Below are 23,982 nucleotides of genomic sequence, written 5' to 3' on the forward strand. Positions count from 1 at the left end.
AGTCTGCCCCGGCCGGGCGGCGCGCAGGCACAGCCGGCCGTCCACGGGGTACGAAGAACCCCCGCCGGACCGCGTTCTCGCGATCCGGCGGGGGCTTCCCCGAGCGAAGGGCCGACGGCGTCGGCAGGTGGCCCTACCAGGTGACCGGCAGCTCCAGCGGGAAGCGCCGGATCGTCTGCTGGTCCCACCGCACCTCGTCCGGCGGCACCGCGAGCTTCAGCCCCGGGAAGCGCTGCATGAGGCGGCCGACGGCCACTTCGAGCTCCGCCATGGCCAACGGGACGGCGATGCAGCGGTGCCCGCCCCAGCCGAACGTCATGTGCGGACGGTTCGGGCGGTCGACGTCAATGACGTCCGGCTTCGGGTAGCGCTCCGGGTCGCGGTTGGCCGCCAGGTACGAGACGTGCACGAAGTCGCCCGCCCGGATCTGTGCGCCGTCCAGCTCCACGTCCTCCAGAGCCATCCGGGGAATGCCGACCCCCTTGCGGAACGGGATGTAGCGGAGCATCTCGTGCAGGACGTCGGTGAGCGTCTCGGGCCGGCGCCTGATGTGGTCCTCCAGCTCGGGGTGAGTGAGGAGCAGGTACACGATGTTGCTGATCTCGCAGGTCGCGGTGTCCTGGCCGCTGAGCGCCAGGGTCAGCGCCATGACCGCCAGTTCGTTGTCGTCGAGGTGGTCCTCGCCGTCCCGGGCCTCGGCCATCAGGCTGATGAGGTCGTCGCCGGGAGTATGACGGCGCTGCTCGACGAGTCCGGCGAAGTAGGCCGTCAGTTCGGCCTTGGCCTTCGCGGCCGCGTCCTTGTTGTGCGCGTCGACGACCAGCAGCCGGAGCACGGCCTCCTGCATCCGGGGCCAGTCCTTCCGTTCGACACCGAGGAGGTCGAGGACGGTGTGCTGGGGAAGCGTGGTGGAGAGGTACTTGACCAGGTCCGCCGGCGGGCCCTTCTCCTCCATCTCGTCGAGCAGGAGGTCCGCGAGCCGGACGATCCGGTGCCGCATGCCGTCGACCCGCTGCTGGGTGAAGGCCTGCGACGCCAGCTGGCGTACGCGGCTGCTGTGCGGCGGATCCATCACGTTGACGGACTCGGGCGAGACGATGGGCTCGGCCGTGAGCCGGGGATAGTCGTGGCCGATGATGGCCGCCCGGCTCAGACGCTGGTCGGTGGTCACGCGCTTGACGGCGTCGAAGCCGGTGACCAGCCAGGCGTCGGCCTCGCCGTAGGGCAGCCGGATGCGGGCCGGGGCGTCACGGCGCATCAGGTTCGCGAGCACCGGATCGAAGTCGAGTGCTTCGCTGTAGTCGAACGGGCAGGTGGGCGTCTCTTTGTCACCGGTCATCAGCCGGCTCCTCCGGGCATAGGTACGACGTTGGTGGTGTCCACTGCGTCACGAAGGCCGGCGGCGAGCTTCACGGCGTCACCGACGGCCCAGAAGTGGACGAAGAACAGGCGTGGTTCGTCGGTCAGGTTGTGGTGGTGCACCTCGACGAGCTCGACGCCGTTGCGCCGCAGGGCGACGAGTGCGGGCTGGACCTCCTCGGCGGTCATCACCAGGTCACCGCTGATCGCCGCCCGTCCGCCGCCCAGTGCCTGGAAGTTGACGGACGTGGTGGCGCCCAGTCCCGGGGGAAGGATCAGGTGGCCGTCGGCGATCTTCTCGCGGCGGGCGAAGACGCTCTTGTAGATCTCGTCGTCCGCGTAGCCCTTGACTCCCAGCGCGGCGTCGATCGCGGCGGTGTCCAGGGCGATGGGCGGCGAGGTGACGATGGGTTCGGCGGGCGGGGTGCCGGTGCAGGCGAACGCGGCGCGCAGGCCGCGGGCGACGGCGACCGGATCGTCACCGTGGGCGTGCAGATGGACCCACCAGACGTCCGGCTTGTGGGCGAGCAGGTGCTTGTGGATGGCGGTCTGCATGATCCCGTGCTCCTGCAGCACGTCGATGAAGTGCTGCAGTTCGCGCTCGGTGACCACGGCGTCGCCCATGAGGAGCGTGCTGTGGTCGGTGTACCGGACGAAGGACACGTGCGTGCCCAGGGCGAGGGTGGGGTTGATCCAGACTCCGTGGGAGAAGACCGTGAGGTCCTTGCGCGGCATGCCCGTGTGGTACATGAACCGCTTCATGTCGCCGGGCCGGCCGAGGGCCTCGCCCACGTCCGCCCAGTCGGCCAGTTTCGTGAGCACCGGCTCGGCCATTGCCCGCCCGTTTCGGGTGGAGAGGGCGTGGGCTTCGCTCGGGGCCGCGGTCAGCACGGGTGCGAGGGCCGCCACGGCCAACACACGACGCCGCGACGTGGTGGGCCGGGAGTGGGTGTCCTGCCGTCGATCGTCAGCCATGTCATATGCCTCCTGGCTGTGATGGAAACACGCACGACGGCGCGGATCCGTGATCCGCGCGGCCATGTGCGGCCAGGTGGACCAACAGAGTCTCCTGACGGCGTGGGCGGCTCCGCCACCCGCGTCACGACGTCCCGGGGGCCGCCGCACGGTCGCTGTGGCCGTCGGCGGAGCGGGGCTCCTCGCCCCTACCCCGGTGACAGCGGCCACGTGGCGGCGAGGGGCTCCGGGTGAGCGGTGGCGAGGGGGCCGGGTTTCGCGTCCACGGCACCCGTCCGCCCGCTCGGGACGGGGTGTTCGAACACGCGACGGCGCAAGCCAGCCGCCCACGTATCCGAAGAAACCCCCTCCGAACTGCTCTTTCGCAGTTCGGAGGGGGTTTCCGCAGCGTGGCCAGCGCTACACCCGGTGGGCCGGCGCCGGGTGCGGTGTGTGAACCGTTGGGCCTACTGCGCGCCCCGTCCGGGTGACCGGGCGGACAGCCTCATTCCTTCCCGCACACGACGCTGTGAGACTCCGGCTCGGATCGCAGCGCCGTGATCATGTGGCCATCGCACCCAAGCCGCTCCATCGGAGGCGGCGCTGCCGTCAGCCATCCACGATTGTCTGAGAGGACCACAGGAATGACGAAGATCGCTCGCACGGCGAAGGCTCTTGCGGCAGTAACCGGCGCCCTGCTCGCCGGAGTGCTCGCAGGGCCTACGGCGACCGCGGCCCCCCACACCACGCCGCTTGCCGCCTCGCACCCCCCCGTCAACGGCTCAGGCGGCTGCCGGACCGAGCGGGATGTCAGCTCCGCCGTCGTCGACTACTCGGGCAGTGACCTGTTCGAGACGGAGTTCCGCGTGGCGACCAACCGTGCCGGACACGCGTTCCTCAACGACAGCCGCAACCCCGGCGGCTGGGTCGACCTCTCCCTCGTCCCCGGCACCCCGCGCTGCGTCACCGAAACCTCCCTGGTCGTAACCGAGGAGGACCCCGGCCACCTCTTCATCACGCTCCTCGACGACAACGGCTACGTCCACCGCGCCGCATGCGTCACCCAGGAGGGCAACCCCTTCACCGCGGCGAACATCGCGACGCTGTGCGCTCCCGGATTCGACCCCGTACCCGGAACCCCGCTGCACTGAGCCCCACCCACAGACCGCAGCGTTCCATCGGCGGGGTGAGACATCCGAGAGCCCTCACTCCGCCGCTTCGCCAGATCGCGCACCGCGACCCCAACTGTCATCGGCACAAACTGCACCATGTGTGAGGCAGCTGGAATTCCAGAGCGCGCCATCCGGCATTTGCTTGACGGCCTGCTGCAACTGCCCGGTGCCGGGCAGTTGCAGCAGGCTCAGCCATGCGTTGAACCACTGGTAAGGCCGGTGGTCGGCCCACCACAAGAGCCCGGGACGGCGTCGTATGCCCCCGGGCTCTCACGCGTCTCGCCGGCTGTCGGCTACGGCTGAGGAGAAGCGGAACAAGGAGATCTGCCGCCGCACCGACGTGGTCGGCATCTTCCCCCACCGCACCGCCCTGATCCGCCTGGTCGGCGCGCTGCCGACCGAGCAGAACCACGATTGGGCCGACACCCGCCGTTACATGGGCCGCGAGCTCCTCGCCATGGCCCGCCTCCACTCCAGCGGGTCAGAAACCGCGAGACCGACCTGCCCACCGGACTCATTGCACAGCCTCAACCCGAGATCACCGAGTGGCCGTCGATACACCACTTCCTCGGACGTGACCTTCCGGCGTGGAGCCTCAGCTGGTCGCAGAGCGCGCCGGCCACAGCGTGGCGGTCCTCTTGCGGGTGTACGCCAAGCTCCTGAAGGACGGAGACGAGGCCGCCAACGCCAAGATCTCCGCCCGACTGGGCCAGGACGGGTGACGTGCCGCGAATCCCGTCCACGCCCCGTCCACGCACCCCGAGATAGACCGTTCGAACGCGAGACAGTGTGAGACGGTCAGCGGATCATCGGGAGACACGACTAGGGGCCCGTGACCTGCAAAGTTCGCAGGTCACGGGCCCCTAGTTCCCGTGTGGCGGCGCCAGGATTCGAACCTGGGAAGGCTGAGCCGGCAGATTTACAGTCTGCTCCCTTTGGCCGCTCGGGCACACCGCCGGGTTTGCTGCTGTGAGCTCCGCTTTTCGGCGGTGCTCCCTGGCAACGACGTAAACGATACCTGATGCTCGGGGATGCTTCGCCACCCAATTGATCGACGCTCGGGGGGAGGGGGATGGCTAGGCTTATGCGGATGCGGCCGGGGACCGACGCCGGGCTCGACGGCCGCCCCTACGCACCCCGATACAAGGAGCCACAGGACATGGCCGACTCCAGTTTCGACATCGTCTCGAAGGTCGAGCGGCAGGAGGTCGACAACGCCCTCAACCAGGCCGCCAAGGAGATCTCGCAGCGCTACGACTTCAAGAACGTCGGCGCCTCCATCTCGTGGTCCGGCGAGAAGATCCTGATGGAGGCGAACTCCGAGGAGCGGGTGAAGGCCATCCTCGATGTGTTCGAGACCAAGCTGATCAAGCGGGGCATCTCGCTGAAGGCGCTGGACGCCGGTGAGCCGCAGCTCTCCGGCAAGGAGTACAAGATCTTCGCCTCCATCGAGGAGGGCATCTCCCAGGAGAACGCCAAGAAGGTGGCGAAGATCATTCGTGACGAGGGCCCCAAGGGCGTGAAGGCCCAGGTCCAGGGCGACGAGCTGCGCGTCAGCTCGAAGAGCCGTGACGACCTGCAGGCCGTTCAGGCCCTGCTCAAGGGCAAGGACTTCGACTTCGCGCTGCAGTTCGTGAACTACCGGTAGCGGTCGCCGGCCGGCAGCGGTCGCTTGCGTCAACCGGTCACCGCGGCCGGTCCGTTGCGGCTACGGCTACGGCTACGGCTACGGCTACGGCTACGGCTACGAGGAAGGGTGGGCACCAGGGGTGCCCACCCTTCTCGCCTGCTGGCCGCGGTCTCGGGGTGGGTGCTCAGCGGGCGCGCGTCGTCAGCGTCGCGAGTCGCCGAACAGGATGCGGTAGAGGACCAGCAGGACGAGCGAGCCGCCGATCGCCGCCGCCCAGGTGGCTCCGTCGTAGAAGTGCTTGGTGATGGGGTGGTCGAGCCAGCGGGCCGAGATCCAGCCGCCGATGAACGCGCCGGCGATGCCGATGACGGTCGTCCCGACGAAGCCGCCCGGGTCGCGACCCGGCAGCAGGAACTTGGCGATGGCGCCGGCCAGCAGCCCCAGAATGATCCATCCGATGATGCCCATGTCCTGAACCTGCCCTTCCGCGCTGTGTCCACGCTGTCCCGGACCTGTGATTCGGGTCGGGCCGGGGTGTGCCGTCGCTGTTCGTGTCCGGCGCGGGCTGCGCGTGTGTCGGTGCTGTCGTCCGGTGCCGTTCTTCGATGGCGCCTCGATGAACAAGACGTCATCGCGGCTCCGGTCGGTTGCGTTGATCAGTAAGGTGCGGCACATGACTCCGTCCGGTACCGAACTTCGGCGCACTCTGGGCGTCGGCGACGCCGTGGTCATCGGGCTGGGTTCCATGGTCGGCGCCGGGATCTTCGCCGCGCTGGGCCCCGCGGCGCGTGCGGCCGGGACCGGGCTCCTGCTCGGGCTCGCGGTCGCCGCCGTGGTGGCCTACTGCAACGCGATGTCCTCGGCGCGCCTCGCCGCCCTGTACCCGGCCTCGGGGGGCACGTACGTCTACGGGCGCGAGCGGCTCGGTGCCTTCTGGGGATATCTGGCGGGCTGGTCGTTCGTCGTCGGCAAGACTGCCTCCTGTGCGGCGATGGCGCTCACCGTGGGGGCGTACGTCTGGCCGGAGCAGGCGCACGCGGTGGCGGTCGCGGCCGTGGTGGTGCTGACCGCGGTGAACTACGGCGGCGTACAGAAGTCGGCCTGGCTGACGCGGGTGATCGTGGCGGTGGTGCTGGCGGTCCTCGCTTCCGTGGTGGTCGTCTGTCTGGGTTCGAACGCCTCGGACGCCGGGCGGCTGGACGTCGGTGTCCCGACCGGAGCGGGCGGGGTGCTCCAGGCGGCCGGGCTGCTGTTCTTCGCGTTCGCCGGGTACGCGCGGATCGCAACTCTGGGCGAGGAGGTGCGGGATCCCGCGCGCACCATCCCGCGGGCCATTCCGCTGGCGCTGGGGATCGCGCTGGTGGTGTACGTGATGGTGGCGGTGGCCGTCCTTTCCGTGCTGGGGCCGGCTGGGCTCGGCGGTGCTTCGGCACCGCTCGCCGACGCGGTCCGCGCAGCCGGTGCACCCGGGTTCGTGCCGGTGGTGCGGGCGGGGGCCGCCGTGGCAGCGCTGGGGTCACTGCTCGCCCTGATCCTGGGGGTGTCGCGGACGACGCTGGCGATGGCCCGCGACCGTCATCTGCCGGGTGCTCTGGCCTCCGTGCATCCACGTTTCCAGGTGCCGCACCGGGCGGAACTGGCCGTGGGCGCGGTGGTGGCCGCGCTGGCCGCGACGGTGGACGTGCGGGGCGCGATCGGGTTCTCCTCCTTCGGTGTGCTGGCCTATTACGCGGTGGCCAATGCGTCGGCGTGGACTCTGAGTTCTTCCCCCTTGCAGCGGGTCGTGCCGGTGGTGGGTGCGATCGGGTGTGCGACGCTCGCGTTCGCCCTGCCCGCGGTGTCGGTGGTGGTGGGCACGGCCGTGGTGGGGGCGGGCGCGGTGGCGTACGGCGTGCGACGGTGGGTGGCGTCCCGGTCGTCGTGACGGCGGCATGCGGTCGGATGGCAGCGGGCGGCGTCCCGGTGTGGTGACGGCGACCCACGGTCGGGCGGCCGGGCGCAGTGTCGCGGTGGTCGTCACGGCGGCCCACGATCGGAAGGCAGGCGGCTGCGTCCCGGTGGTCGTGACGGCGAGCTGTGATCTGGTGTCGGCGCAGGGGGACGCTCCGGCGGACTTGGGCCTCGGCCTCGCGGGCTAGGAGGCCTGGGCCGTCGTGGTGCGTATGTGGAAGTCCGGCCAAAGGGCCAGGTCCGCGCCGTCGTTGGCCTCCTCGTACCAGCCCGTGCCGTCGAGCCAGGTGCGCAGCCAGGTCGTGAGGTCGGGTGCGTCGACGAACCAGGCTTCTCCGGCCGCGTCGCCGTTCGGCTCGAAGAGCAGGACCGGGCCTCTGGGGTCGTGGCAGTCCACGCACGCGTACATGCCGCAGCCCCAGTGGGATATCGGCAGGATGCCCTCCGGCCACGGCCAGTCGGGGTCCTTGCGGGCGCTCTTGCGATTGGCGAGGTACTGCGGGACGGCTGCCGGCTCGCCCGACGGAGGGCTGTCGAGCAGGGGCAGCAGGCCGTAGGAGGGGCCGAATCCGCCGTCTCCTATCCGCATATAGAGCGCGGCGAGCAGGGGCGGCAGCGGGAAGCCCAGGGTGGCCTCGGCGCGGGCGACCGCCGCCCGGTCCACGGGCGCGGGGAGCGAAGGCCAGCCCCACGGCCGGGAGTTGCGGGCCTCGGAGGAGACCCGTGCCAGCAACTGCTCGATTTCGGTCATGGGTTCATGATGCAGCGCGCCACTGACAATCGGGCAGCCTGTGGAAAACCCTCAGACGGGCCGGACGTCGACGGCTCTTCCGGCGAGGTGGGCGAGGAGTTCTTCGAAGTCGGCCGGGCGTCGGCCGGGGTGCGGGACGGCGCCCCGGCGGCCGCGGGCGTCGCGGAGGCGGGCTCGGGCGACGTCCGCCTCGTGCCAGACGAGCGTGAAGGGCCAGGTTGCGCCCCAGCCGCCGCGCAGGCATTCGTCGAGGGTGGCGAGGTCCCGCCCGAAGTAGCCGCCGGGACCGTTCACGGCTTCGCCGAGCGCGCAGAAGAAGCCGTGCTCGTCGGTGACGTGGCGGCCGTCGAGGTGATGGGTGGTCCCGGCGGGTCTGTCCGGCTGCCCGGCGGTGCGGTTCACCGCGGCGGTGCGGAGCCAGAAGGCGCGGCCCTCGGGCCCGCAGCGGGCCCAGACGTTCGCTGTCGTCGGGCGGCCCTGCCACCACAGGTCCCAGACCTCGCGCGCCGCGCTCGGCGGTCGCTCCGACCAGGGGTCGAGAGTGAGGTCCACGAGGCCGGGGCCGTGTGCGGAGGGCATCCATGCGGTGAGTTCGCCCTCGACGGCGGTCTGGACGGTGCGGCCGTGCACGTCGAGGCGCAGCAGTTTCGCGTGGCCCAGGTCTTCCTCGCCCGCGTTCAGAGCCCTCCGGAGGGCTCCGTGAGGAGTGCAGCCGAGCAACCGCAGAGGTGGCTCCGGCGGTTCGGGCTGCCGCCCGTACGGGGGTTCATCGGGTGACGCGCGGTCGGGCGGTTCTCGCACCTCGTGCGTGGGCGGGGGCGGGACGTCGAACAGGCCCTCGCAGTCGGCACACCGGGCCCAGGTCTCCTCCTGGGAGTCCGTGCCGCCGAGTGCGGCCGCCGTGTCGTACGACAGCAGCAGGTACCTCGGCGGCCCCTCCCCCGCGCCCATGCGCTAGCGCGACGCGAACGGCTGGTCCGTGCGCACGATTTCGCGCCCCAGGGGGAGCAGCGAGACCGGGATGAGCTTGAAGTTGGCGATGCCGAACGGGATGCCGATGATCGTGATGCAGAGCAGCACACCCGTGACGATGTGGGCCAGGGCGAGCCACCAGCCCGCCAGGACCAGCCACAGGACGTTGCCGATGCAGGAGGGGGCACCCGCGTCGCGGCGCTCCACCGTCGTATAGCCGAACGGCCACAGCGCGTAGATGCCGATGCGGAAGGCCGCTATGCCGAACGGGATGCCGATGATGGTGATGCACAGGATCACCCCCGCGGCCAGGTAGCCGAGGAACAGCCAGAAGCCGCTCAGGACGAGCCAAATGACGTTCAGGATTGTCTTCACTGCTGGCGACCTGCCATCTGCTCGAGACGGGCGATGCGCTCCGCCATCGGCGGATGCGTGGAGAACATCTTCGACATTCCCTGGCCCGGGCGGAAGGGGTTGGCGATCATCATGTGGCTGGCGGTCTCGATCCGCGGCTCCGGGGGCAGCGGCAACTGCTTGGTGCCCGCGTCGAGCTTGCGCAGCGCGCTCGCCAGGGCGAGGGGGTCACCGGTGATGTGGGCGCCGGAGGCGTCGGCCTCGTACTCCCTGGAGCGGCTGATGGCGAGCTGGATGAGGGACGCCGCGAGCGGGCCGAGGATCATGATCAGCAGCAGGCCGAGGATGCCCGGGCCGTCGTCGTCGTTGGACCGGCCGATCGGGATGAGCCAGGCGAAGTTGACCAGGAACATGATCACGGACGCGAGGGCGCCGGCGACGGACGAGATCAGGATGTCGCGGTTGTAGACGTGGCTGAGTTCGTGGCCGATGACTCCGCGCAGCTCGCGCTCGTCCAGGATGCGCAGGATGCCTTCGGTGCAGCACACCGCGGCGTTGCGCGGGTTGCGGCCCGTCGCGAAGGCGTTCGGTGCCTCCGTCGGGGAGATGTACAGGCGCGGCATGGGCTGGCGGGCCTGGGTGGAGAGCTCGCGGACGATGCGGTACAGCGCCGGGGCCTCGAATTCGCTGACCGGTCGGGCGCGCATCGCGCGTAGAGCCAGTTTGTCGCTGTTCCAGTACGCGTACGCGTTCGTGCCGATGGCGACGAACAGCGCGACGACGAGACCGGTACGCCCGAAGAAACTGCCGATGACGATGATGAGTGCGGACAGTCCCCCGAGGAGTACGGCGGTCCTGAGCCCGTTGTGCCGGCGGTGCACGGTACGCCCTCCAAGTGGTGCGGCAGGGGAACCCTTTGCTTGCTGATGCTGCTTCCACTCTTCAGTGGACCCTCCCGTACTGGTCAACGCCAGACGGGGAGCACTAGTTCCCTTGTGCGCGCACCGTCGCGCGTGGGCCGTCCGGGTGATGGCCGGACGGCGGGCACGCGCGCGTGTGTGCGGTGCGAGGTGCCCGTGCGTGGGCCGTGCGGGTCAGAAGAGTCCGGTCGCGGAGAACCTCAGGACCAGCTGGGGCGCACCGGACAGCGCGATGCCGAGTACGGCCGTCAGGGCGAGCGCGGCCGTGAGCGGGGCCGGCACACGGTGCTTGACCGGCTCGCCTTCGGGGGCACGGAAGAGCAGCGTCGTCCACTGGAGGTAGTAGAAGAGCGCGATCACGACGTTGACGGCCATGACCACGGCCAGCCAGCCGAGCCCCGCGTCGACGGCCGCCGAGAACACGGTGACCTTGGCGAAGAGGCCGATGATGCCCGGGGGCAGTCCTGCGAGGCAGAGCAGGAAGAAGCCAAGGAGCAGCGCCGACAGGGGGCTCTGCGCGTACAGGCCCCGGTAGTCGCTGATGCGGTTCAGGCGGCTTCTGCGGCCGACGACTGCGGCCACGGCGAAGGCGCCCAGGTTCACGGCGGCGTACATGAGGGCGTAGGCGACGGTGGAGCCGATGGCCTTCTCGGCGTCCTTGGAGTAGGCGGCGGCCGCGATCGGCACCAGGAGGTAGCCGGCCTGGCCGACCGAGGACCAGGCGAGCAGGCGTACCGCGCTGTACGCGCGCGTGGCCTGCTGCCGCAGGGCTCCGACGTTGCCCACCGTCATGGTGAGGGCGGCGAGTGCGGCCAGGGCCGGGCCCCAGACGTCCGCGTAGGACGGGAAGGCGACGACGGTGACGAGGATCAGCCCGGAGAAGCCGACCGCCTTGCCGACGACCGAGAGGTAGGCGGCGATCGGCAGGGGCGCTCCCACGTAGGTGTCGGGCACCCAGAAGTGGAAGGGCACGGCCGCCGTCTTGAAGGCAAAGCCGACGAGGGTGAGGACGACGCCGGTCTGGGCGAGGGTGTCGAACTGCCCGTCGACCTTCTGGATCTTGTCCGCGATCCGGGTGACGTAGAGGGTGCCGGTCGTCGCGTAGACGAAGCTGACGCCCATCAGGCTCACGGCGGTCGCGGTGACCGACGACAGGAAGAACTTCAGGGCCGCTTCGGAGGACTTCCTGTCTCCGTACTTGATGCCGACGAGCGCGAACGCGGGCAGCGAGGCGACCTCCAGGGCGACGATGAGGGTCGCGAGGTCGCGGGAGGCGGGCAGCAGGGCGGCACCGGCGGCCGAGGAGAGCAGCAGGAACCAGTACTCCCCCTCGGGGAGTTCCCGGTCGGCGTCCTTGATGGCCGTGACCGACAGCAGGGCTGCCAGGAGTGCGCCGCCGAGGACGAGGAACTGGATGACGAGGGTGAACCGGTCCGCCGTGTAGCTGCAGGCATTGGCGTCGCCGGTCAGGCAGAAGGTGGCGCGGTCGCCGTCCAGGAGGGGCAGCAGCATCAGCGCGGACGCGGCGAGGCCCGCCACCGACACCCAGCCGAGGACGGCTTTCCTGGCGTCGCCGATGAACAGGTCGGCGACGAGCACGACGAGTCCGACGACCGCGGCGAGGGTGGGCGGCGCGATGGCGAGCCAGTCGACGGACTGGACCAGGGAGCTCATCGGGTGCCTCCTGCGAGGAGCTGCTGGACGGCCGGGTCGGTGAGGCCGAGGAGGGCCCTGGGCCACAGCCCGGCGACGACGGTGAGGGCGACGAGCGGCGTCCAGGCGGCGAACTCGTAGCTCTGGACGTCGGCGAGCTTCGGGCTGCCCGGCTGCGGGGTGGCGCCCATACAGACACGGCGTACGACGACCAGCATGTACGCGGCGGTGAGCAGGGTGCCGAACGCGGCGATCGCCATGAAGGTCAGATACGCGGGGCGGCTGAGGTCGTCGGCGGGATCGAACGCGCCGAACAGCGCCAGCATCTCGCCCCAGAACCCGGCGAGGCCCGGCAGTCCGAGCGAGGCGACGGCCGCGAAGGCGAGGAGTCCGCCGAGGCGGGGCGCCTTGCCGTACAGCGCGGCGCCGGTCTCCTCGGCGAGGGTGTCGAGGTCGGTGGTGCCCGTGCGGTCCTTCAGCGCCCCGACGAGGAAGAAGAGGAGGCCGGTGATGAGGCCGTGCGCGATGTTGGCGAACAGCGCGCCGTTCACCCCGGTCGGGGTCATGGTCGCGATGCCGAGCAGGACGAAGCCCATGTGGCCGACGGACGAGTACGCGATGAGCCGCTTGAGGTCGCCCTTCGCGCCCTGTTTGGCGAGGGCCAGGCAGGCCAGCGATCCGTAGATGATCCCGACCACGGCGAAGGCCGCGAGGTACGGCGCGAAGGTGTGCATGCCGTCCGGCGCGATCGGCAGCAGGATCCGGACGAATCCGTACGTACCCATCTTGAGCAGGACGCCGGCCAGCAGGACCGAGCCGACGGTCGGCGCGGCGGTGTGCGCGTCCGGCAGCCAGCTGTGCAGCGGCCACATCGGCGTCTTGACCGCGAGCCCGATCCCGATCGCCAGAACGGCGACGACCTGCACGGATGTGGTCAGCGACCGGCCGTTGTCAGTGGCGAGTGCCACCATGTCGAATGTGCCCGCCTTGATCCCGATCAGGAGCAGGCCCAGCAGCATGACGACCGAACCGAGCAGTGTGTAGAGGATGAACTTCCAGGCCGCGGCCTGGCGCTCCGCACCGCCCCATCGGGCGATGAGGAAGTACATCGGGATGAGCACCGTCTCGAAGGCGAGGAAGAACAGCAGCAGGTCGAGGACGGCGAAGGTCGCGAGGGTGCCGGACTCGAGGACGAGCAGCAGCGCGACGAAGGCCTTCGGGGTCGGGCCCGCGGGCATCTTGAAGTAGCTGTACAGCGCGCACAGGAAGGTCAGTAGCGCGGTCAGGACCAGAAGGGGGAGGGAAATGCCGTCGACACCGAGGTGGATGCGTACGTCGAGTGCGGGGATCCAGCTGATGTCCGTCGTGGCCTGCATCTTCGACGGCTGGTCGTGGTCGAAGCCGAGCGCGAGGACGATCGCCGCGATGAGCACGGCGCCGGTGACGGTCACCCCGTGCCGCAGCACGGCCTGGTCGGGCGACTTCCCCTTCAGCCCGGGCGGGGCGGGCAGGAGAGCCGCCGCGGCCCCGATGAGCGGGCCGACGACGATGAACGCGAGAAGAATCTGCATCACGGATTCACTGATATCGATCACGCCTGCTCACGCTCCCGTGGCGACGAGGAGGGCGGCGACCACCAGGACGACGGTGCCGGCGAGCAGCGCGCTCACATAGGTCTGCACATTGCCGGTCTGGGCGCGGCGTACGGCCGCGCCGAGCCAGCGGGGTAGGGCCGCCGCACCGCGTACGTAGGTGTCGACGACCTCGCGGTCGAGGAACCGGACGAGCGAGGCCCCGGCCTGGACAGGCCGGACGAAGAGCGCCGAGTACACGGCGTCGAGGTGGAAGCCCACGGCCGCGTGGCGGTGCAGCGGGCCCAGCAGCAGCCGGCCGGGGTCCGCCGGGTCGGGCGCGTAGGCCACGTCACCGAACGCGGACGCGTGCAGTGCGATGGCCTCGGCCTCGACCGTCCCTGCGTCGGCGTCCGGGTGGGCCACGACGGCACCGAGGGGCACGCGCGCCGCCATCGCGGTGGTGTGCCGCCAGGCGCCGTAGGTGACCAGTCCGCCGACGAGGGCGAGTCCTGTTCCGAGGACGGAGGTGGTGAGGACCGGTGTCAGATCGCGGCCGTCGAACCAGTCGGGCAGCGTGCCGTACGCCAGACCGAAGACGAGCGACGGGACGGCGAGCACCCACAGCACGACGGTCATGCTGAGCGGCTGCCTGCCGTGGTCGGGGGCCTCGGCGCCCTGCCCGCGGAAGGCCAGCAGCCACAGTCGGGTGGCGTACGCGGCGGTGAGCACGGCGGTGATCAACCCGGAGACGAGGACGATCCAGCCCGCGGCGCCGGGGGCGTGCTCGGTGTGACCGGTGGCGACGTGCTCGGCGGCGCCGAGGACGGCCTCCTTGGAGAAGAAGCCGCTGAACGGCGGGATCGCGGCGAGCGCGAGCAGCGCCACGGTCATCGTCCAGTAGGCGTCCGGGACGCGGTGGCGCAGGTCCTTCATGCGGGACATGACGGCCAGCGAGTTGGTGCCGGAGGCGTGGATGATCACGCCGGCGGCGAGGAACAGCAGGGCCTTGAAGGCGCCGTGGGCCATGAGGTGGAACACGGCGGCGTCACGGTCGCCGACGGCGAGGGCGCCGGTCATGTAGCCGAGCTGGCCGATCGTCGAGTAGGCGAGGACACGCTTGATGTCGTCCTGGGCGAGCGCGGCGAGCGCCGAACCGGCCATCGTGACGGCGGCCATGACGGCGAGGACGACCATCGCGGCCGAGGAGGCCTGGAAGACGGGAAGGAGCCGGGCGATGAAGTAGACACCGGCGGCGACCATCGTCGCGGCGTGGATGAGCGCGGAGACGGGCGTGGGGCCTGCCATCGCGTCGGGAAGCCAGGTGTGCAGCGGGAACTGCGCCGACTTGCCCGCCACACCGGCGAGGAGCAGCAGGGCGACCAGCGTCGGATGGTGCAGCCCGCCGCTCGCGACGGTGCCGAGGACCGTGGTGATGCGGAAGGACCCGGCGTCGGTGGCGAGGGCGAACAGGCCGATGAGGAAGGGGACGTCGCCGAGCTTGGTGACCAGGAAGGCCTTGATGGAGGCGGCTCGGGCCTCGGGGGTCTCCCAGTAGTGGCCGACCAGGAAGTAGGAGCAGATGCCCATGATCTCCCAGCCGACCAGCAGCACCATCAGGTCGCCGGAGTAGACGACGAGCAGCATCGCGGAGGTGAACAGGGAGACGAGAGCGGCGTACGAGGGGTAGCGCGGGTCGTCGCGCAGGTAGCCCGTCGAGTAGATCTGCACGCAGGAGGCGACGACGCCGACGAGTACGGCGACGAGGGCGGCGAAGCCGTCGATGTGCAGGGCGAGTTCGATGGGGACGGAGCCGGTGGGGGTGAGCTCGGTGTGCGAGTCGATGGCCGGACCGCCGCCTTGACGGACGGCGACGAGGACGGCGAGGACGAGCGAGGTGAGGGACGGCAGGACCGCGAGGGGGCGCACGAAGCCGGGGGCCGTGCGGCCGAGGAGCAGTCCGGCCGCGGCGCCCAGGAACGGAAGGAGGGGGACGAGGACGGCGAGGGTGGTCGTGGTCACGCGGTGGCCTCAGCCTTCTCGTCTGCCGTGACGGTGACCTCGTCGGGGCCGTGCGGCTCGGCGCTGTCGCGGAGCTTGTCGATGTCCGAGGTGCCGCGGCCGCGGTACACGGCGAGGACGATCGCCAGTCCGATGCCGATCTCGGCGGCCGCGATGGCGATGGTGAACAGGGTCAGGGCCTGGCCGGAGTGCAGGGTGTCCCGCGCGGCCCTGGAGAGCCAGACGTCGAAGGCGACGAGGTTCAGGTTGACGGCGTTGAGCATCAGCTCGACGGACATCAGGACCAGGATCGCGTTGCGGCGCGCGAGGACTCCGTACAGGCCCGTGCAGAACAGGAGGGCGGAGAGCACGGCGGGATAGGCGAGGTGCATCAGCGGGTCCCTTCCTTGTCGCTCCGGCCGTCCGGGACGTTCCGCGCGCCGGGGACGGTGCGTGCGCTCGGCGTGGGTGGCGCGTCCGCCTTCGCCTTGCGGGACAGGACGATCGCGCCGACCAGGGCGGCGAGCAGGAGTACGGAGAGCGCCTCGAAGGGAAGGACCCAGCTCTGGAAGAGGCTCGCGCCGGTCACCTCGGTCGATCCGGCGGGAGCGCCGCCCAGGTCGACCCAGGTCGTACGGAAGGCGTCGACGACGACCCAGACCAGGGCTGCCGCCGCGGCGACGGCCACGGTCAGGGCGGCCCAGCGGTTGCCGGAGTCGGCGTCCGGGGAGCGGCCGATGGGCGCCTTGGTGAGCATCAGTCCGAACAGGAGGAGGACGACGACGGAGCCGACGTAGATGAGGACCTGCACCCAGGCGATGAACTCGGCGGTGAGCAGGAGGTACTCGACGGCGAGACCGCCGAGTGTCACCACGAGCCACAGCGCGGCGTGCACCAGTTGTTTGGTGGTGACGGTGACGAGTGCGGCGCCGAAGGTGACCAGGCCGACCAGGAGGAAGGCGATCTCGACGCCGGTCGGGGAGAGGAAGCCGTGGCTCTGGGCGGCTGCGGTGGTGGCCCGCGCCGTCGCGGCCGTGGCTGCTGCGAGGCTCACGACTCACCGTCCTGCTGCGCGGGGCGTTCGGGGGTGTCCGCGGCCGGCGGCTCGGCCGGGGCGGGGGCCGCGGTCTCGGCCTGCGCGGCGGCCTCCTCGGCGGCGAGCTTGTCGGCGGCCTTGCGGGCGGCGGCGATCTCCTTCGGCTCCTCCGCGCTCGGATCGAGGGCGGGCGGGGCCGGGACGGTCCACATCCACTCGCGGAGCTTGTCGCGCTCGTGGGTGAGTTCGTGGATGTCGGTCTCCGCGTACTCGAACTCCGGGGACCAGAACAGCGCGTCGAAAGGACAGACCTCGATGCAGATACCGCAGTACATGCACAGGGAGAAGTCGATGGCGAAGCGGTCGAGGACGTTGCGGCTGCGCTCACGGCCGCCGGGAGCCGCGGGCGGGACCGTCTCCTTGTGGGAGTCGATGTAGATGCACCAGTCGGGGCACTCGCGGGCGCACAGCATGCAGACCGTGCAGTTCTCCTCGAAGAGACCGATGACACCGCGGGTGCGGGGCGGGAGTTCGGGCTGGGCGTCCGGGTACTGCGCGGTGACGGTCTTCTTCGTCATCGTGCGGAGGGTGACGGCCAGGCCCTTGGCGAGGCCGGAGCCGGGGATCGACAGGCGGGACATGGTTAGGAGATCACCACCTTGACGATGCCGGTGAGGGCGATCTGGGCGAGGGAGAGGGGCACGAGGAGGGTCCAGGAGAACTTCTGCAGCTGGTCCTCGCGCATGCGGGGGTAGGTGACGCGCAGCCAGATCACGACGAAGGCGAGCAGCGCGGTCTTCAGCAGGGTCCAGACCCAGCCGAGACCGTCCGCGCCCCACGGGCCGTGCCAGCCGCCCAGGAACAGGACGGTGGTCAGCCCGCACAGGACGACGATCCCGGCGTACTCGGCGAGGAGGAAGAGAGCGAAACGCAGACCCGTGTACTCGGTGTACGCGCCGAAGATGATCTCGGAGTCGGCGACGGGCATGTCGAAGGGCGGGCGCTGGAGTTCGGCGAGGCCGGCCACGAAGAACACGATCGCGCCGACGATCTGCCAGGGCAGCCACCACCACTCGAAGGCGTCGACGATGCCCGGCAGGGAGACGGTGCCGGCGGCCATCGCGACGGAGGCGGCGGTCAGCAGCATCGGGAGTTCGTAGGCGAGGAGCTGCGCGGCGGTGCGGAGGCCGCCGAGGAGGGAGAACTTGTTGGCCGAGGCCCAGCCCGCCATGAGCGAGCCGAGGACTCCGACGCCCATCACGGCGAGCACGAAGAAGATGCCCGCGTCGACGACCTCGCCGACCGCGCCCTCGCCCGGGCCGATGGGGATGGCGAGCAGGACGAGGAGGTACGGGAGGAGGGCGACGGCGGGCGCGAGTTGGAAGATGCGCCGGTCCGCTCCCGTCGGGACGACGTCCTCCTTCTGCGCGAACTTCACGCCGTCCGCGACCAGCTGGGCCCAGCCGTGGAAGCCGCCCGCGTACATCGGGCCGAGGCGGCCCTGCATGTGGGCCATCACCTTGTGCTCGGTCTGACCGACGATCAGGGGGAAGGTCAGGAACACGACGAAGACGACGAGGAGTCGCAGGGCGACGTCGAGAGCGTCGTTCACTGCCTGCCTCCGGAGGGGTCGTCGGGGTCGCGGTCTGTGCCGGTGCCGGCGTCAGTGCCGGTGTCAGTGCCGGTGCCGGCGTCAGTGCCGGTACCGGGTACTGCGGCGGGTGCCGTGTCCGGTGCGGTCCGGGGTTCCGGGGCCGCGTCGGACTCAGGGGTCGTGTCGGGCTCCGGCGCCGCGTCCGGCTCAGGTGCCCTGTCAGGCGCCGTGTCCGGGTCGGGGGCAGCCTGGGGGGCCGGTTTCGGCTCGGGCTCGGGTGTTGCCTCGGGCTCGGGTGTCGGCGTGGGCCGGGGCGCCGTCTCGGGCTCGGTGGCGTCGGCAGGGGCTGTCGGCGGTTCCGGCTCGGGGGCGTTCGCGAGGCCCGGGGTCGGCTCCGGCTCCGGCTCCGGTTTCCGCTCCGGTTCCGGCTTCGGTTCCTCGTCGAAGGCGGGGCGGGCGTGGTGCCAAGGCGCGTCCGAGCTGCGCGACGCGGTGGGCCTCGCCGCCGCGGCGGGAGTCGTGGGCGAGGCGGGCGGCGTCGGCGCCTCGGGGGTGGCCGGTTCGGCGGCCGGCGCTTCGGGGGTGGGCGGGGCGGCCGGAGCCGTCGCCTCGGCGGAGGGCGCCGGCTCGGTGGCATCCGGGGTTCCGGCGTCCTGGGTTCCGGCGGCGTCCCGGGTTCCGGCGGCGCGCTGCGAGGCGGAGCCCTGGCTCGCGCTGCGGGCCCGACGCGGCCCGGCAGGTGCACCGGCCCGCTCAGCGGCGCCCGACTGCTCCGGAGCCGACGGCCGATCCGGCGCGGACGCCTGGTCCGAGGTGGGTGCCGGGGCTTCGGCACGCTGTGAAGCGGAGCCCTGGCTCGCGCTGCGGGCGCGCCGGGGTGCAGCCGACGTCTCCGCGGCGGCGGAGGCGGCACCGTCGGCGGCAGCCGCACCGGTTCCCGCGGCGGTCTGGCTCGCCGAGCCCTCCCCGGCGGTACGGGCCCTGCGTACGGGTCGGTCGCCGGCGGCGCGGGCGGCACCCCGGGCCGGCCGGGCCGGGGCCGGCGGGAGCTGGCCCTTGAGGGGGCCCCACTCGTTGGGGTCGGGGACACCGGGCGGAAGCATCTGGCGGCGCTTCGGACCGCCGTGCTCCGATTCGCCGGGCTCCTTCGCTCCGGGCCAGGCCTTGGCGACACGGGCGGCCAGGACGAAGTCCTTGCGCAGGGGGTGGCCCTCGAAGCCCTCGGGCAGGAGGAGCGGGTCGAGGCCGGGGTGGCCCTCGAAGGTCACGCCGAACATCTCGTGGGTCTCGCGCTCGTGCCAGGCGGCACCCGCGTACACGGAGACGGCGGAGGGGAGGGTGGCGGCCGTGTGCGGCACGGTCGTACGGACCAGCAGGCGGCGCACCGGGGACAGCGCCACGACATGTGCCGAGACGCGGAAGCCGGTACCGGGTTCGTCGACGGCGCTCAGCCAGTCGAAGAAGGTGCAGCCCAGCGTGGACCGCGCGGTCTCGAGGGCGGCGAGCCACGCGGTGGGGGGCACGTCGACCGTCAGGACGTCGTACGACTCGTCGGCCGTGGCCTCCGGGCCGAAGAGGTCCTCGACGGGGGCGGTGAGCCAGCCGGTCACTTGTCGCCCTCCCCCGGGTTCACGGCGGGCGGCTTCACCAGGCCGCTCTGGAGCGCGGCGGCGGACGGACGGTCCGCCGCGGAGCCGTAGCGCTCGCCGAGCGATTCGCGGGCGATCTTCTCCTGGAGCTTGAGGATGCCCTGGAGCAGCGCCTCGGGACGCGGCGGGCAGCCGGGGACATAGACGTCCACCGGGATGATCTGGTCGACGCCCTTGGTGACGGAGTACGAGTCCCAGTAGGGGCCGCCGCAGTTGGAGCAGGCGCCGAAGGAGATGACGTACTTGGGTTCGGGCATCTGCTCGTACAGGCGCTTCACGGCCGGGGCCATCTTGTCCGTGACCGTGCCGGACACGACCATCAGGTCGGCCTGGCGCGGACCCGGCGCGAAGGGGATCACGCCGAGGCGGATGAAGTCGTGGCGGGCCATGGACGCGGCGATGAACTCGATCGCGCAGCAGGCGAGGCCGAAGTTGAAGACCCACAGCGAGTAGCGGCGGCCCCAGTTCAGGACGACCTTCATCGGCTCGGGCGCCAGGCGGGCGAGCGCGCCGAGCCGCTTGGGCTCGGGAAGCAGCACGGGTTCGGAGGTCGAGGGGGTCACGTCCATGTCAGGACGCCCTTCTTGTATGCGTACAGCAGACCGACGGCGAGAAAGCCGAGGAAGATGAACATCTCGACGAGCGTCGCGGCGCCGTAGCCGGGCGCGGCGAAGACCGTCGCCCAGGGGAAGAGGAAGATCGAGTCGACGGCGAAGATGACGTAGAGGAAGGCGTAGACGTAGTAGCGGACCTGGGTGTGGGCCCAGCCCTCGCCGACCGGGTCGACACCGCACTCGTAGGTCAGGAGTTTCTCCGGGGTGGGGACCACGGGCCGTAGCAGGCGACCCGCCCCGAACGCGACGGCGACGAAGAGCACGCCCACGACGGCGAGCAGTCCGACCACCGAGTAGGACTGGAAGTAGTCCGCCGCGACGACGGCCCCGGTCGCCGTGACTACGGTCGGTTCCGGCACGTCAGCCCCTCGCTCCCTGACCTTGTTGCGCCCCGTCGTGCGCCCGTCGCGCACTCTGCGATGCGCCTTGTTCGACGATCTGTACGGACGGGAGTCTAGGGCCTGCTAAAGAGACCGTAAGCAGCCCGTCACGCTCGGACCACCGCGGACGGCCAGGACCGGGCCAGGAGACTGTCCCGTCCGGTCCCGTCCGGTCCCGCCCGGGACGGGACAGTCCACGGACTGGAGGAGGGCCGGTCTCTCGGCGCGGAGACGGGGACGGGCCGGTCCCTTGAAGCGGAGACGGGGACGGGGAAGGAGACGGGCCCCGGTATGAGGGGGTGGGGTTTTCCCCCGTGCATCGGGGCGGCCCACCTCATGGCGCCGCGGCTCGCCGCCGGGCACGCTTGCGGATATGACCGAACGCATCACGCTCACCGGCCCGCCGGGAAGAACCTCCGGCGCTGCGCCGGGCGGCCCGCCGGGCACAGCGGACGACGGCCCGTCCGGCGGACGTCCCGACGGCGACAGCCTGCCTCCCGCGCGCCTCGCCTACGACCCGCAGACGTGGCGGGAGATCGCGTATCTCCTGGTCAACCTGCCGGTGGCGCTCGTCGGTTTCGTCTACGTCGCGACGCTGATGTTCACGGGTGCGGGGCTCGCCGTGACGGTCGTCGGGCTGCCGCTGCTCGCGGGCGGGCTGCGGGGTGCTCGTCAGCTGGGCAAGGCGGAGCGAGCGCGGGCCCGGGCGCTGCTCGGGCTGCGGATCGACGAGCCCAGCCCGCTGCCGGTACGCCGGACCGGCTTCTTCGGCTGGCTGTGGTCGAGTCTGAAGGACCCGGTGGGCTGGCGGACGGTGCTGTACGACTTCATCCGGCTGCCGTGGGGCATCGTCACCTTCACGGTGACGCTCACGGGGCTGTTCGTGCTGTGGCCGGTGCTGCCGTTCGTCGCGCGGGCGCTGACGAACGTGGACCGGGCCTTGGTGCGCGGGCTGCTGTCGCCGTCCGACGAGCTGGAGCGGCGGATCGCGGAACTGGAGTCCGACCGGGGGGTCGTGGTCGACACCGCGGCGGCGGACCTGCGTCGCATCGAGCGCGATCTGCACGACGGGGCACAGGCGCGGCTGGTGAACCTGGCGATGGGGCTGGGCCTGGCCAAGGAGAAGCTGCTGGAGGACCCCGACGCGGCGGCGGCCATGGTCGACGAGGCGCACGGCGAGGTGAAGCTCGCGCTGCAGGAGCTGCGCGACCTGGCCCGCGGCATCCACCCCGCGGTCCTCACCGACCGTGGCCTGGACGCGGCACTGTCCGCGGTCGCCTCCCGCTGCACGGTGCCGGTGAAGGTGACGGCCGAGCTGGAGACACGGCCGGCGGCGGCGATCGAGGGCATCGCCTACTTCACGGTCTCCGAGCTGCTGCAGAACGTGAGCAAGCACAGCGGGGCGCGGTCCGCGTCCGTCGACGTGTGGCGGACGGACGACCGGCTGCTCATACAGGTGTGGGACGACGGCCGCGGCGGGGCCAGTCTCGACGGCGGTACGGGGATGGCGGGCCTCGCGGACCGGCTCGGCGCGGTCGACGGGCTGTTCGTCATCGAATCGCCGGTCGGCGGTCCCACCGTCGTGACGGCGGAACTGCCGTGGCGGGACCGGCGCGACGACGCCGTCCGCTGAGCCACCGCGCACCGCCACCGCGCCCCGCCCGTCGCCCCCCACCTGCTCTGCCGCGCCACGGGGGACGCGTACGGCACGACGCCCCGCACTCGGTGCGGGGCGTCGTACTGGGCGAGGTAGGGAAAACCCCCGCCCCAAGACGCCGACGCGCTCCATGGTCCGGGGACGCCGTGAGCAGCAGAGTTGAGACACCAGCCGACGAGCGGGTCGAGACGAGCAGAACGGACGGGGCGATGGCCACGGAGTCCACGGAGTACGGACAGGGATACGGGTACCGCGGCGGCCCCGGTTCCCGGGGGACGGATGCCGGTGAGCGACGGCGCCGGCTCCCGACCGCGCTGCGGGCGCCGGTCGAGGCCCGCAGCTGGCGGGAGCTCGGCTACGTGATGCTGAGCCTGCCGCTCGGGATCATCATGTTCACGTTCGCCGTCACGATGGTCTCGCTCGGTGCCGGCCTGCTGGTCACCTTCCTGGGGATCCCCGTGCTCGCCGCCGGTCTCGCCGGCTGCCGCGGCTTCGGCGCGCTGGAGCGGGCGCGGGCGCGCGGGCTGCTCGGCGCCGAGGTGGCCGAGCCGGAGCCGCTGCGCATGAAGAAGCGGGGAGCGGGCGCGTGGATGGGCGCCATGCTCAAGAGCGGCACGTCCTGGCGGCACCTGCTGTACACGGTGATCCAGTTCCCGTGGTCGGTGTTCTCCTTCGTGGTGGCGGTCGCCTTCTGGTCGTACGGCTGGATGATGCTGACCTACCCGCTGTGGTTCTGGCTCTTCCCGATGTACGGAGGACAGGGCGGGCTCCAGCTGTACGGCGACGGGACGCACAGCGTCTACCTCGACAACCCGTTCGAGATAGCGGTGACCGCGGTGGTGGGGCTGCTCTTCACGATGGCCACGCCGTGGATCGTGCGGGCGCTGACGACGGTGGACCGGCTGATGGTGCACGGGCTGCTCGGTCCGTCGCGGCTGGCGACGCGGGTGGTGGAGCTGGAGTCGGACCGCGGGGTGGTCGTGGACACGGCGGCGGCGGACCTGCGCCGCATCGAGCGCGATCTGCACGACGGGGCACAGGCCCGGCTGGTCGCTCTGGCGATGGACCTGGGACTGGCCAAGGAGAAGCTGACGGAGGACCCGCAGGCCGCGGCGCGGATGGTGGACGAGGCGCACGGCGAGGTGAAGACCGCGTTGCAGGAGCTGCGTGACCTGGCCCGCGGTATCCACCCCGCGGTCCTCACCGACCGGGGTCTGGACGCGGCGCTGTCCGCGGTCGCCTCCCGCTGCACCGTTCCGGTGCAGGTCGAGGTCGATCTGCCGGCGCGGCCCGCGCCCGCGATCGAGGGGATCGCCTACTTCACCGTCTCCGAGCTGCTGCAGAACATCAGCAAGCACTCGCGGGCCACGCGCGCCACGGTGGACGTGTGGCGGGTGGAGAACCGGCTGATGCTCCAGGTCACCGACAACGGCATGGGTGGGGCCGACGTCTCCGCCGGGTCGGGGCTCGCGGGGCTCGCGGAGCGGCTCGACGCCGTGGACGGGATCCTGGTGGTGGACTCCCCCGTGGCCGGGCCGACCCGTGTCACGGCGGAGCTGCCCTGGCGCGGCTGACCGGCCGCTTCTTTCCTGGGCCGTGCCGCCCGTCCGGTGGGTGGGCCGTGCCGCCCGTCCGGTCCGTCCGGTGAGTGGGTCGGATCCGTGCCGTCCGTCCGGTGGGTGGGTCGGGTCCGTGCCGGTGATCCGCCCGTTGCAGCCCTTGTGCGGGGCGGCGCTGGTAGGACCTCGGTGGGTGCGTGGCGCCG

General features: G+C 71.3%; 23 protein-coding genes, 1 tRNA gene and 1 pseudogene. 7 read left to right on the forward strand and 18 right to left on the reverse strand.

The features are described from left to right. Nucleotides 1–133 precede the first annotated feature (133 nt). Together ACZ4IF_RS33585 and ACZ4IF_RS33590 are read right to left on the reverse strand one after the other, a co-directional pair. Nucleotides 134–1,339, reverse strand: a complete 1,206-nt coding sequence (locus ACZ4IF_RS33585; protein ID WP_467569706.1) for a cytochrome P450 — start codon at nucleotides 1,337–1,339, stop codon at nucleotides 134–136. Beyond that, on the reverse strand, nucleotides 1,339–2,334 hold the full coding sequence (locus ACZ4IF_RS33590; RefSeq protein WP_467569708.1) for a DUF1259 domain-containing protein: 996 nt from the start codon (nucleotides 2,332–2,334) through the stop codon (nucleotides 1,339–1,341). The genes ACZ4IF_RS33585 and ACZ4IF_RS33590 overlap by 1 nt, the downstream gene beginning before the upstream one ends. A gap of 623 nt (nucleotides 2,335–2,957) precedes the next feature. Between ACZ4IF_RS33590 and ACZ4IF_RS33595 the strand changes: the two genes are divergently transcribed. The 3 genes and pseudogenes from ACZ4IF_RS33595 to ACZ4IF_RS33605 all read left to right on the forward strand — a co-directional run bounded on the left by ACZ4IF_RS33595 (nucleotide 2,958) and on the right by ACZ4IF_RS33605 (nucleotide 4,207). Next, nucleotides 2,958–3,464: a hypothetical protein gene (locus tag ACZ4IF_RS33595; protein WP_467569712.1), complete on the forward strand. Its 507-nt coding sequence runs from the start codon at nucleotides 2,958–2,960 to the stop codon at nucleotides 3,462–3,464. A gap of 325 nt (nucleotides 3,465–3,789) precedes the next feature. Further along, a pseudogene (locus tag ACZ4IF_RS33600) lies at nucleotides 3,790–3,954 on the forward strand (transposase); the annotation flags it as partial. Between the two features lie 118 nt (nucleotides 3,955–4,072). Next, nucleotides 4,073–4,207 carry a hypothetical protein gene (locus ACZ4IF_RS33605; protein WP_467569759.1) on the forward strand — a complete coding sequence of 45 codons (135 nt, stop codon included), beginning with the start codon at nucleotides 4,073–4,075 and terminating at the stop codon, nucleotides 4,205–4,207. 153 nt (nucleotides 4,208–4,360) lie between these two features. Here the strand turns inward: ACZ4IF_RS33605 and ACZ4IF_RS33610 are convergent. Further along, nucleotides 4,361–4,442 (reverse strand) — tRNA-Tyr (locus ACZ4IF_RS33610). Nucleotides 4,443–4,644: 202 nt separating this feature from the next. Between ACZ4IF_RS33610 and ACZ4IF_RS33615 the strand changes: the two genes are divergently transcribed. Further along, on the forward strand, nucleotides 4,645–5,133 hold the full coding sequence (locus tag ACZ4IF_RS33615; RefSeq protein ID WP_028805132.1) for a YajQ family cyclic di-GMP-binding protein: 489 nt from the start codon (nucleotides 4,645–4,647) through the stop codon (nucleotides 5,131–5,133). A gap of 183 nt (nucleotides 5,134–5,316) precedes the next feature. Here the strand turns inward: ACZ4IF_RS33615 and ACZ4IF_RS33620 are convergent, their stop codons facing one another. Then, nucleotides 5,317–5,583: a GlsB/YeaQ/YmgE family stress response membrane protein gene (locus ACZ4IF_RS33620; RefSeq protein ID WP_028805133.1), complete on the reverse strand. Its 267-nt coding sequence runs from the start codon at nucleotides 5,581–5,583 to the stop codon at nucleotides 5,317–5,319. A gap of 205 nt (nucleotides 5,584–5,788) precedes the next feature. Here ACZ4IF_RS33620 and ACZ4IF_RS33625 point away from each other — a divergent pair, with 205 nt between their 5' ends. After that, on the forward strand, nucleotides 5,789–7,039 hold the full coding sequence (locus tag ACZ4IF_RS33625; protein WP_467569717.1) for an APC family permease: 1,251 nt from the start codon (nucleotides 5,789–5,791) through the stop codon (nucleotides 7,037–7,039). A 210-nt stretch (nucleotides 7,040–7,249) separates the two neighbouring features. On the opposite strand, the gene ACZ4IF_RS33630 is transcribed toward ACZ4IF_RS33625, so the two are convergent. From ACZ4IF_RS33630 to ACZ4IF_RS33695, 14 genes are all read right to left on the reverse strand, one after another. After that, nucleotides 7,250–7,816: an SMI1/KNR4 family protein gene (locus ACZ4IF_RS33630; protein WP_467569720.1), complete on the reverse strand. Its 567-nt coding sequence runs from the start codon at nucleotides 7,814–7,816 to the stop codon at nucleotides 7,250–7,252. 51 nt (nucleotides 7,817–7,867) lie between these two features. Beyond that, nucleotides 7,868–8,767 (reverse strand): barstar family protein, encoded by a 900-nt coding sequence (locus ACZ4IF_RS33635; protein WP_467569723.1) that lies wholly within the window; start codon nucleotides 8,765–8,767, stop codon nucleotides 7,868–7,870. 3 nt (nucleotides 8,768–8,770) lie between these two features. Beyond that, nucleotides 8,771–9,163, reverse strand: a complete 393-nt coding sequence (locus ACZ4IF_RS33640) for a YccF domain-containing protein (RefSeq protein WP_028805136.1) — start codon at nucleotides 9,161–9,163, stop codon at nucleotides 8,771–8,773. After that, nucleotides 9,160–10,023: a zinc metalloprotease HtpX gene (gene htpX / locus ACZ4IF_RS33645; protein ID WP_028805137.1), complete on the reverse strand. Its 864-nt coding sequence runs from the start codon at nucleotides 10,021–10,023 to the stop codon at nucleotides 9,160–9,162. Before htpX ends, ACZ4IF_RS33640 begins: the two co-directional genes overlap by 4 nt. A gap of 213 nt (nucleotides 10,024–10,236) precedes the next feature. Next, entirely contained in the window at nucleotides 10,237–11,736 is a 1,500-nt protein-coding gene (locus ACZ4IF_RS33650) for an NADH-quinone oxidoreductase subunit N (protein WP_467569727.1), read from the reverse strand. Beyond that, a complete protein-coding gene (locus ACZ4IF_RS33655) occupies nucleotides 11,733–13,310 on the reverse strand; it encodes an NADH-quinone oxidoreductase subunit M (protein ID WP_359502113.1) in 1,578 nt (525 codons plus the stop codon). Before ACZ4IF_RS33655 ends, ACZ4IF_RS33650 begins: the two co-directional genes overlap by 4 nt. 6 nt (nucleotides 13,311–13,316) lie before the next feature. Next, entirely contained in the window at nucleotides 13,317–15,308 is a 1,992-nt protein-coding gene (locus tag ACZ4IF_RS33660; protein WP_467569731.1) for an NADH-quinone oxidoreductase subunit 5 family protein, read from the reverse strand. Then, nucleotides 15,305–15,679 carry an NADH-quinone oxidoreductase subunit NuoK gene (gene nuoK / locus ACZ4IF_RS33665; protein ID WP_359502110.1) on the reverse strand — a complete coding sequence of 125 codons (375 nt, stop codon included), beginning with the start codon at nucleotides 15,677–15,679 and terminating at the stop codon, nucleotides 15,305–15,307. The genes ACZ4IF_RS33660 and nuoK overlap by 4 nt, the downstream gene beginning before the upstream one ends. Then, nucleotides 15,679–16,341 (reverse strand): NADH-quinone oxidoreductase subunit J family protein, encoded by a 663-nt coding sequence (locus ACZ4IF_RS33670; protein ID WP_467569734.1) that lies wholly within the window; start codon nucleotides 16,339–16,341, stop codon nucleotides 15,679–15,681. The genes nuoK and ACZ4IF_RS33670 overlap by 1 nt, the downstream gene beginning before the upstream one ends. Continuing rightward, nucleotides 16,338–16,964 carry a NuoI/complex I 23 kDa subunit family protein gene (locus ACZ4IF_RS33675; RefSeq protein ID WP_426680590.1) on the reverse strand — a complete coding sequence of 209 codons (627 nt, stop codon included), beginning with the start codon at nucleotides 16,962–16,964 and terminating at the stop codon, nucleotides 16,338–16,340. Before ACZ4IF_RS33675 ends, ACZ4IF_RS33670 begins: the two co-directional genes overlap by 4 nt. Before the next feature lie 2 nt (nucleotides 16,965–16,966). Next, nucleotides 16,967–17,935, reverse strand: a complete 969-nt coding sequence (locus ACZ4IF_RS33680) for a complex I subunit 1/NuoH family protein (RefSeq protein ID WP_359502104.1) — start codon at nucleotides 17,933–17,935, stop codon at nucleotides 16,967–16,969. Further along, complete coding sequence (locus ACZ4IF_RS33685) at nucleotides 17,932–19,527, reverse strand: NADH-quinone oxidoreductase subunit C (protein WP_467569737.1); 1,596 nt, start codon at nucleotides 19,525–19,527, stop codon at nucleotides 17,932–17,934. Before ACZ4IF_RS33685 ends, ACZ4IF_RS33680 begins: the two co-directional genes overlap by 4 nt. Next, nucleotides 19,524–20,135 carry an NADH-quinone oxidoreductase subunit B gene (locus ACZ4IF_RS33690; protein WP_467569739.1) on the reverse strand — a complete coding sequence of 204 codons (612 nt, stop codon included), beginning with the start codon at nucleotides 20,133–20,135 and terminating at the stop codon, nucleotides 19,524–19,526. Before ACZ4IF_RS33690 ends, ACZ4IF_RS33685 begins: the two co-directional genes overlap by 4 nt. After that, nucleotides 20,126–20,539 (reverse strand): NADH-quinone oxidoreductase subunit A, encoded by a 414-nt coding sequence (locus tag ACZ4IF_RS33695; protein ID WP_095936005.1) that lies wholly within the window; start codon nucleotides 20,537–20,539, stop codon nucleotides 20,126–20,128. The genes ACZ4IF_RS33690 and ACZ4IF_RS33695 overlap by 10 nt, the downstream gene beginning before the upstream one ends. 394 nt (nucleotides 20,540–20,933) lie before the next feature. Here ACZ4IF_RS33695 and ACZ4IF_RS33700 point away from each other — a divergent pair, with 394 nt between their 5' ends. Both ACZ4IF_RS33700 and ACZ4IF_RS33705 read left to right on the forward strand, forming a co-directional pair. After that, nucleotides 20,934–22,193: a sensor histidine kinase gene (locus tag ACZ4IF_RS33700; RefSeq protein ID WP_467569742.1), complete on the forward strand. Its 1,260-nt coding sequence runs from the start codon at nucleotides 20,934–20,936 to the stop codon at nucleotides 22,191–22,193. Between the two features lie 233 nt (nucleotides 22,194–22,426). Continuing rightward, complete coding sequence (locus ACZ4IF_RS33705) at nucleotides 22,427–23,791, forward strand: sensor histidine kinase (protein WP_467569757.1); 1,365 nt, start codon at nucleotides 22,427–22,429, stop codon at nucleotides 23,789–23,791. Nucleotides 23,792–23,982: the final 191 nt, after the last annotated feature.

The sequence above is a fragment of the Streptomyces sp. NPDC025784 genome, assembly GCF_055558435.1.

Coding starts and splice junctions, on each gene's coding strand:
- ACZ4IF_RS33585 (WP_467569706.1), bottom strand. CDS start 1,339: ATGACCGGTGACAAAGAGACGCCCACCTGCCCGTTCGACTACAGCGAA.
- ACZ4IF_RS33590 (WP_467569708.1), bottom strand. CDS start 2,334: ATGGCTGACGATCGACGGCAGGACACCCACTCCCGGCCCACCACGTCG.
- ACZ4IF_RS33595 (WP_467569712.1), top strand. CDS start 2,958: ATGACGAAGATCGCTCGCACGGCGAAGGCTCTTGCGGCAGTAACCGGC.
- ACZ4IF_RS33615 (WP_028805132.1), top strand. CDS start 4,645: ATGGCCGACTCCAGTTTCGACATCGTCTCGAAGGTCGAGCGGCAGGAG.
- ACZ4IF_RS33620 (WP_028805133.1), bottom strand. CDS start 5,583: ATGGGCATCATCGGATGGATCATTCTGGGGCTGCTGGCCGGCGCCATC.
- ACZ4IF_RS33625 (WP_467569717.1), top strand. CDS start 5,789: ATGACTCCGTCCGGTACCGAACTTCGGCGCACTCTGGGCGTCGGCGAC.
- ACZ4IF_RS33630 (WP_467569720.1), bottom strand. CDS start 7,816: ATGACCGAAATCGAGCAGTTGCTGGCACGGGTCTCCTCCGAGGCCCGC.
- ACZ4IF_RS33635 (WP_467569723.1), bottom strand. CDS start 8,767: ATGGGCGCGGGGGAGGGGCCGCCGAGGTACCTGCTGCTGTCGTACGAC.
- ACZ4IF_RS33650 (WP_467569727.1), bottom strand. CDS start 11,736: ATGAGCTCCCTGGTCCAGTCCGTCGACTGGCTCGCCATCGCGCCGCCC.
- nuoK (WP_359502110.1), bottom strand. CDS start 15,679: ATGCACCTCGCCTATCCCGCCGTGCTCTCCGCCCTCCTGTTCTGCACG.
- ACZ4IF_RS33675 (WP_426680590.1), bottom strand. CDS start 16,964: ATGTCCCGCCTGTCGATCCCCGGCTCCGGCCTCGCCAAGGGCCTGGCC.
- ACZ4IF_RS33690 (WP_467569739.1), bottom strand. CDS start 20,135: ATGGACGTGACCCCCTCGACCTCCGAACCCGTGCTGCTTCCCGAGCCC.
- ACZ4IF_RS33700 (WP_467569742.1), top strand. CDS start 20,934: ATGACCGAACGCATCACGCTCACCGGCCCGCCGGGAAGAACCTCCGGC.
- ACZ4IF_RS33705 (WP_467569757.1), top strand. CDS start 22,427: ATGGCCACGGAGTCCACGGAGTACGGACAGGGATACGGGTACCGCGGC.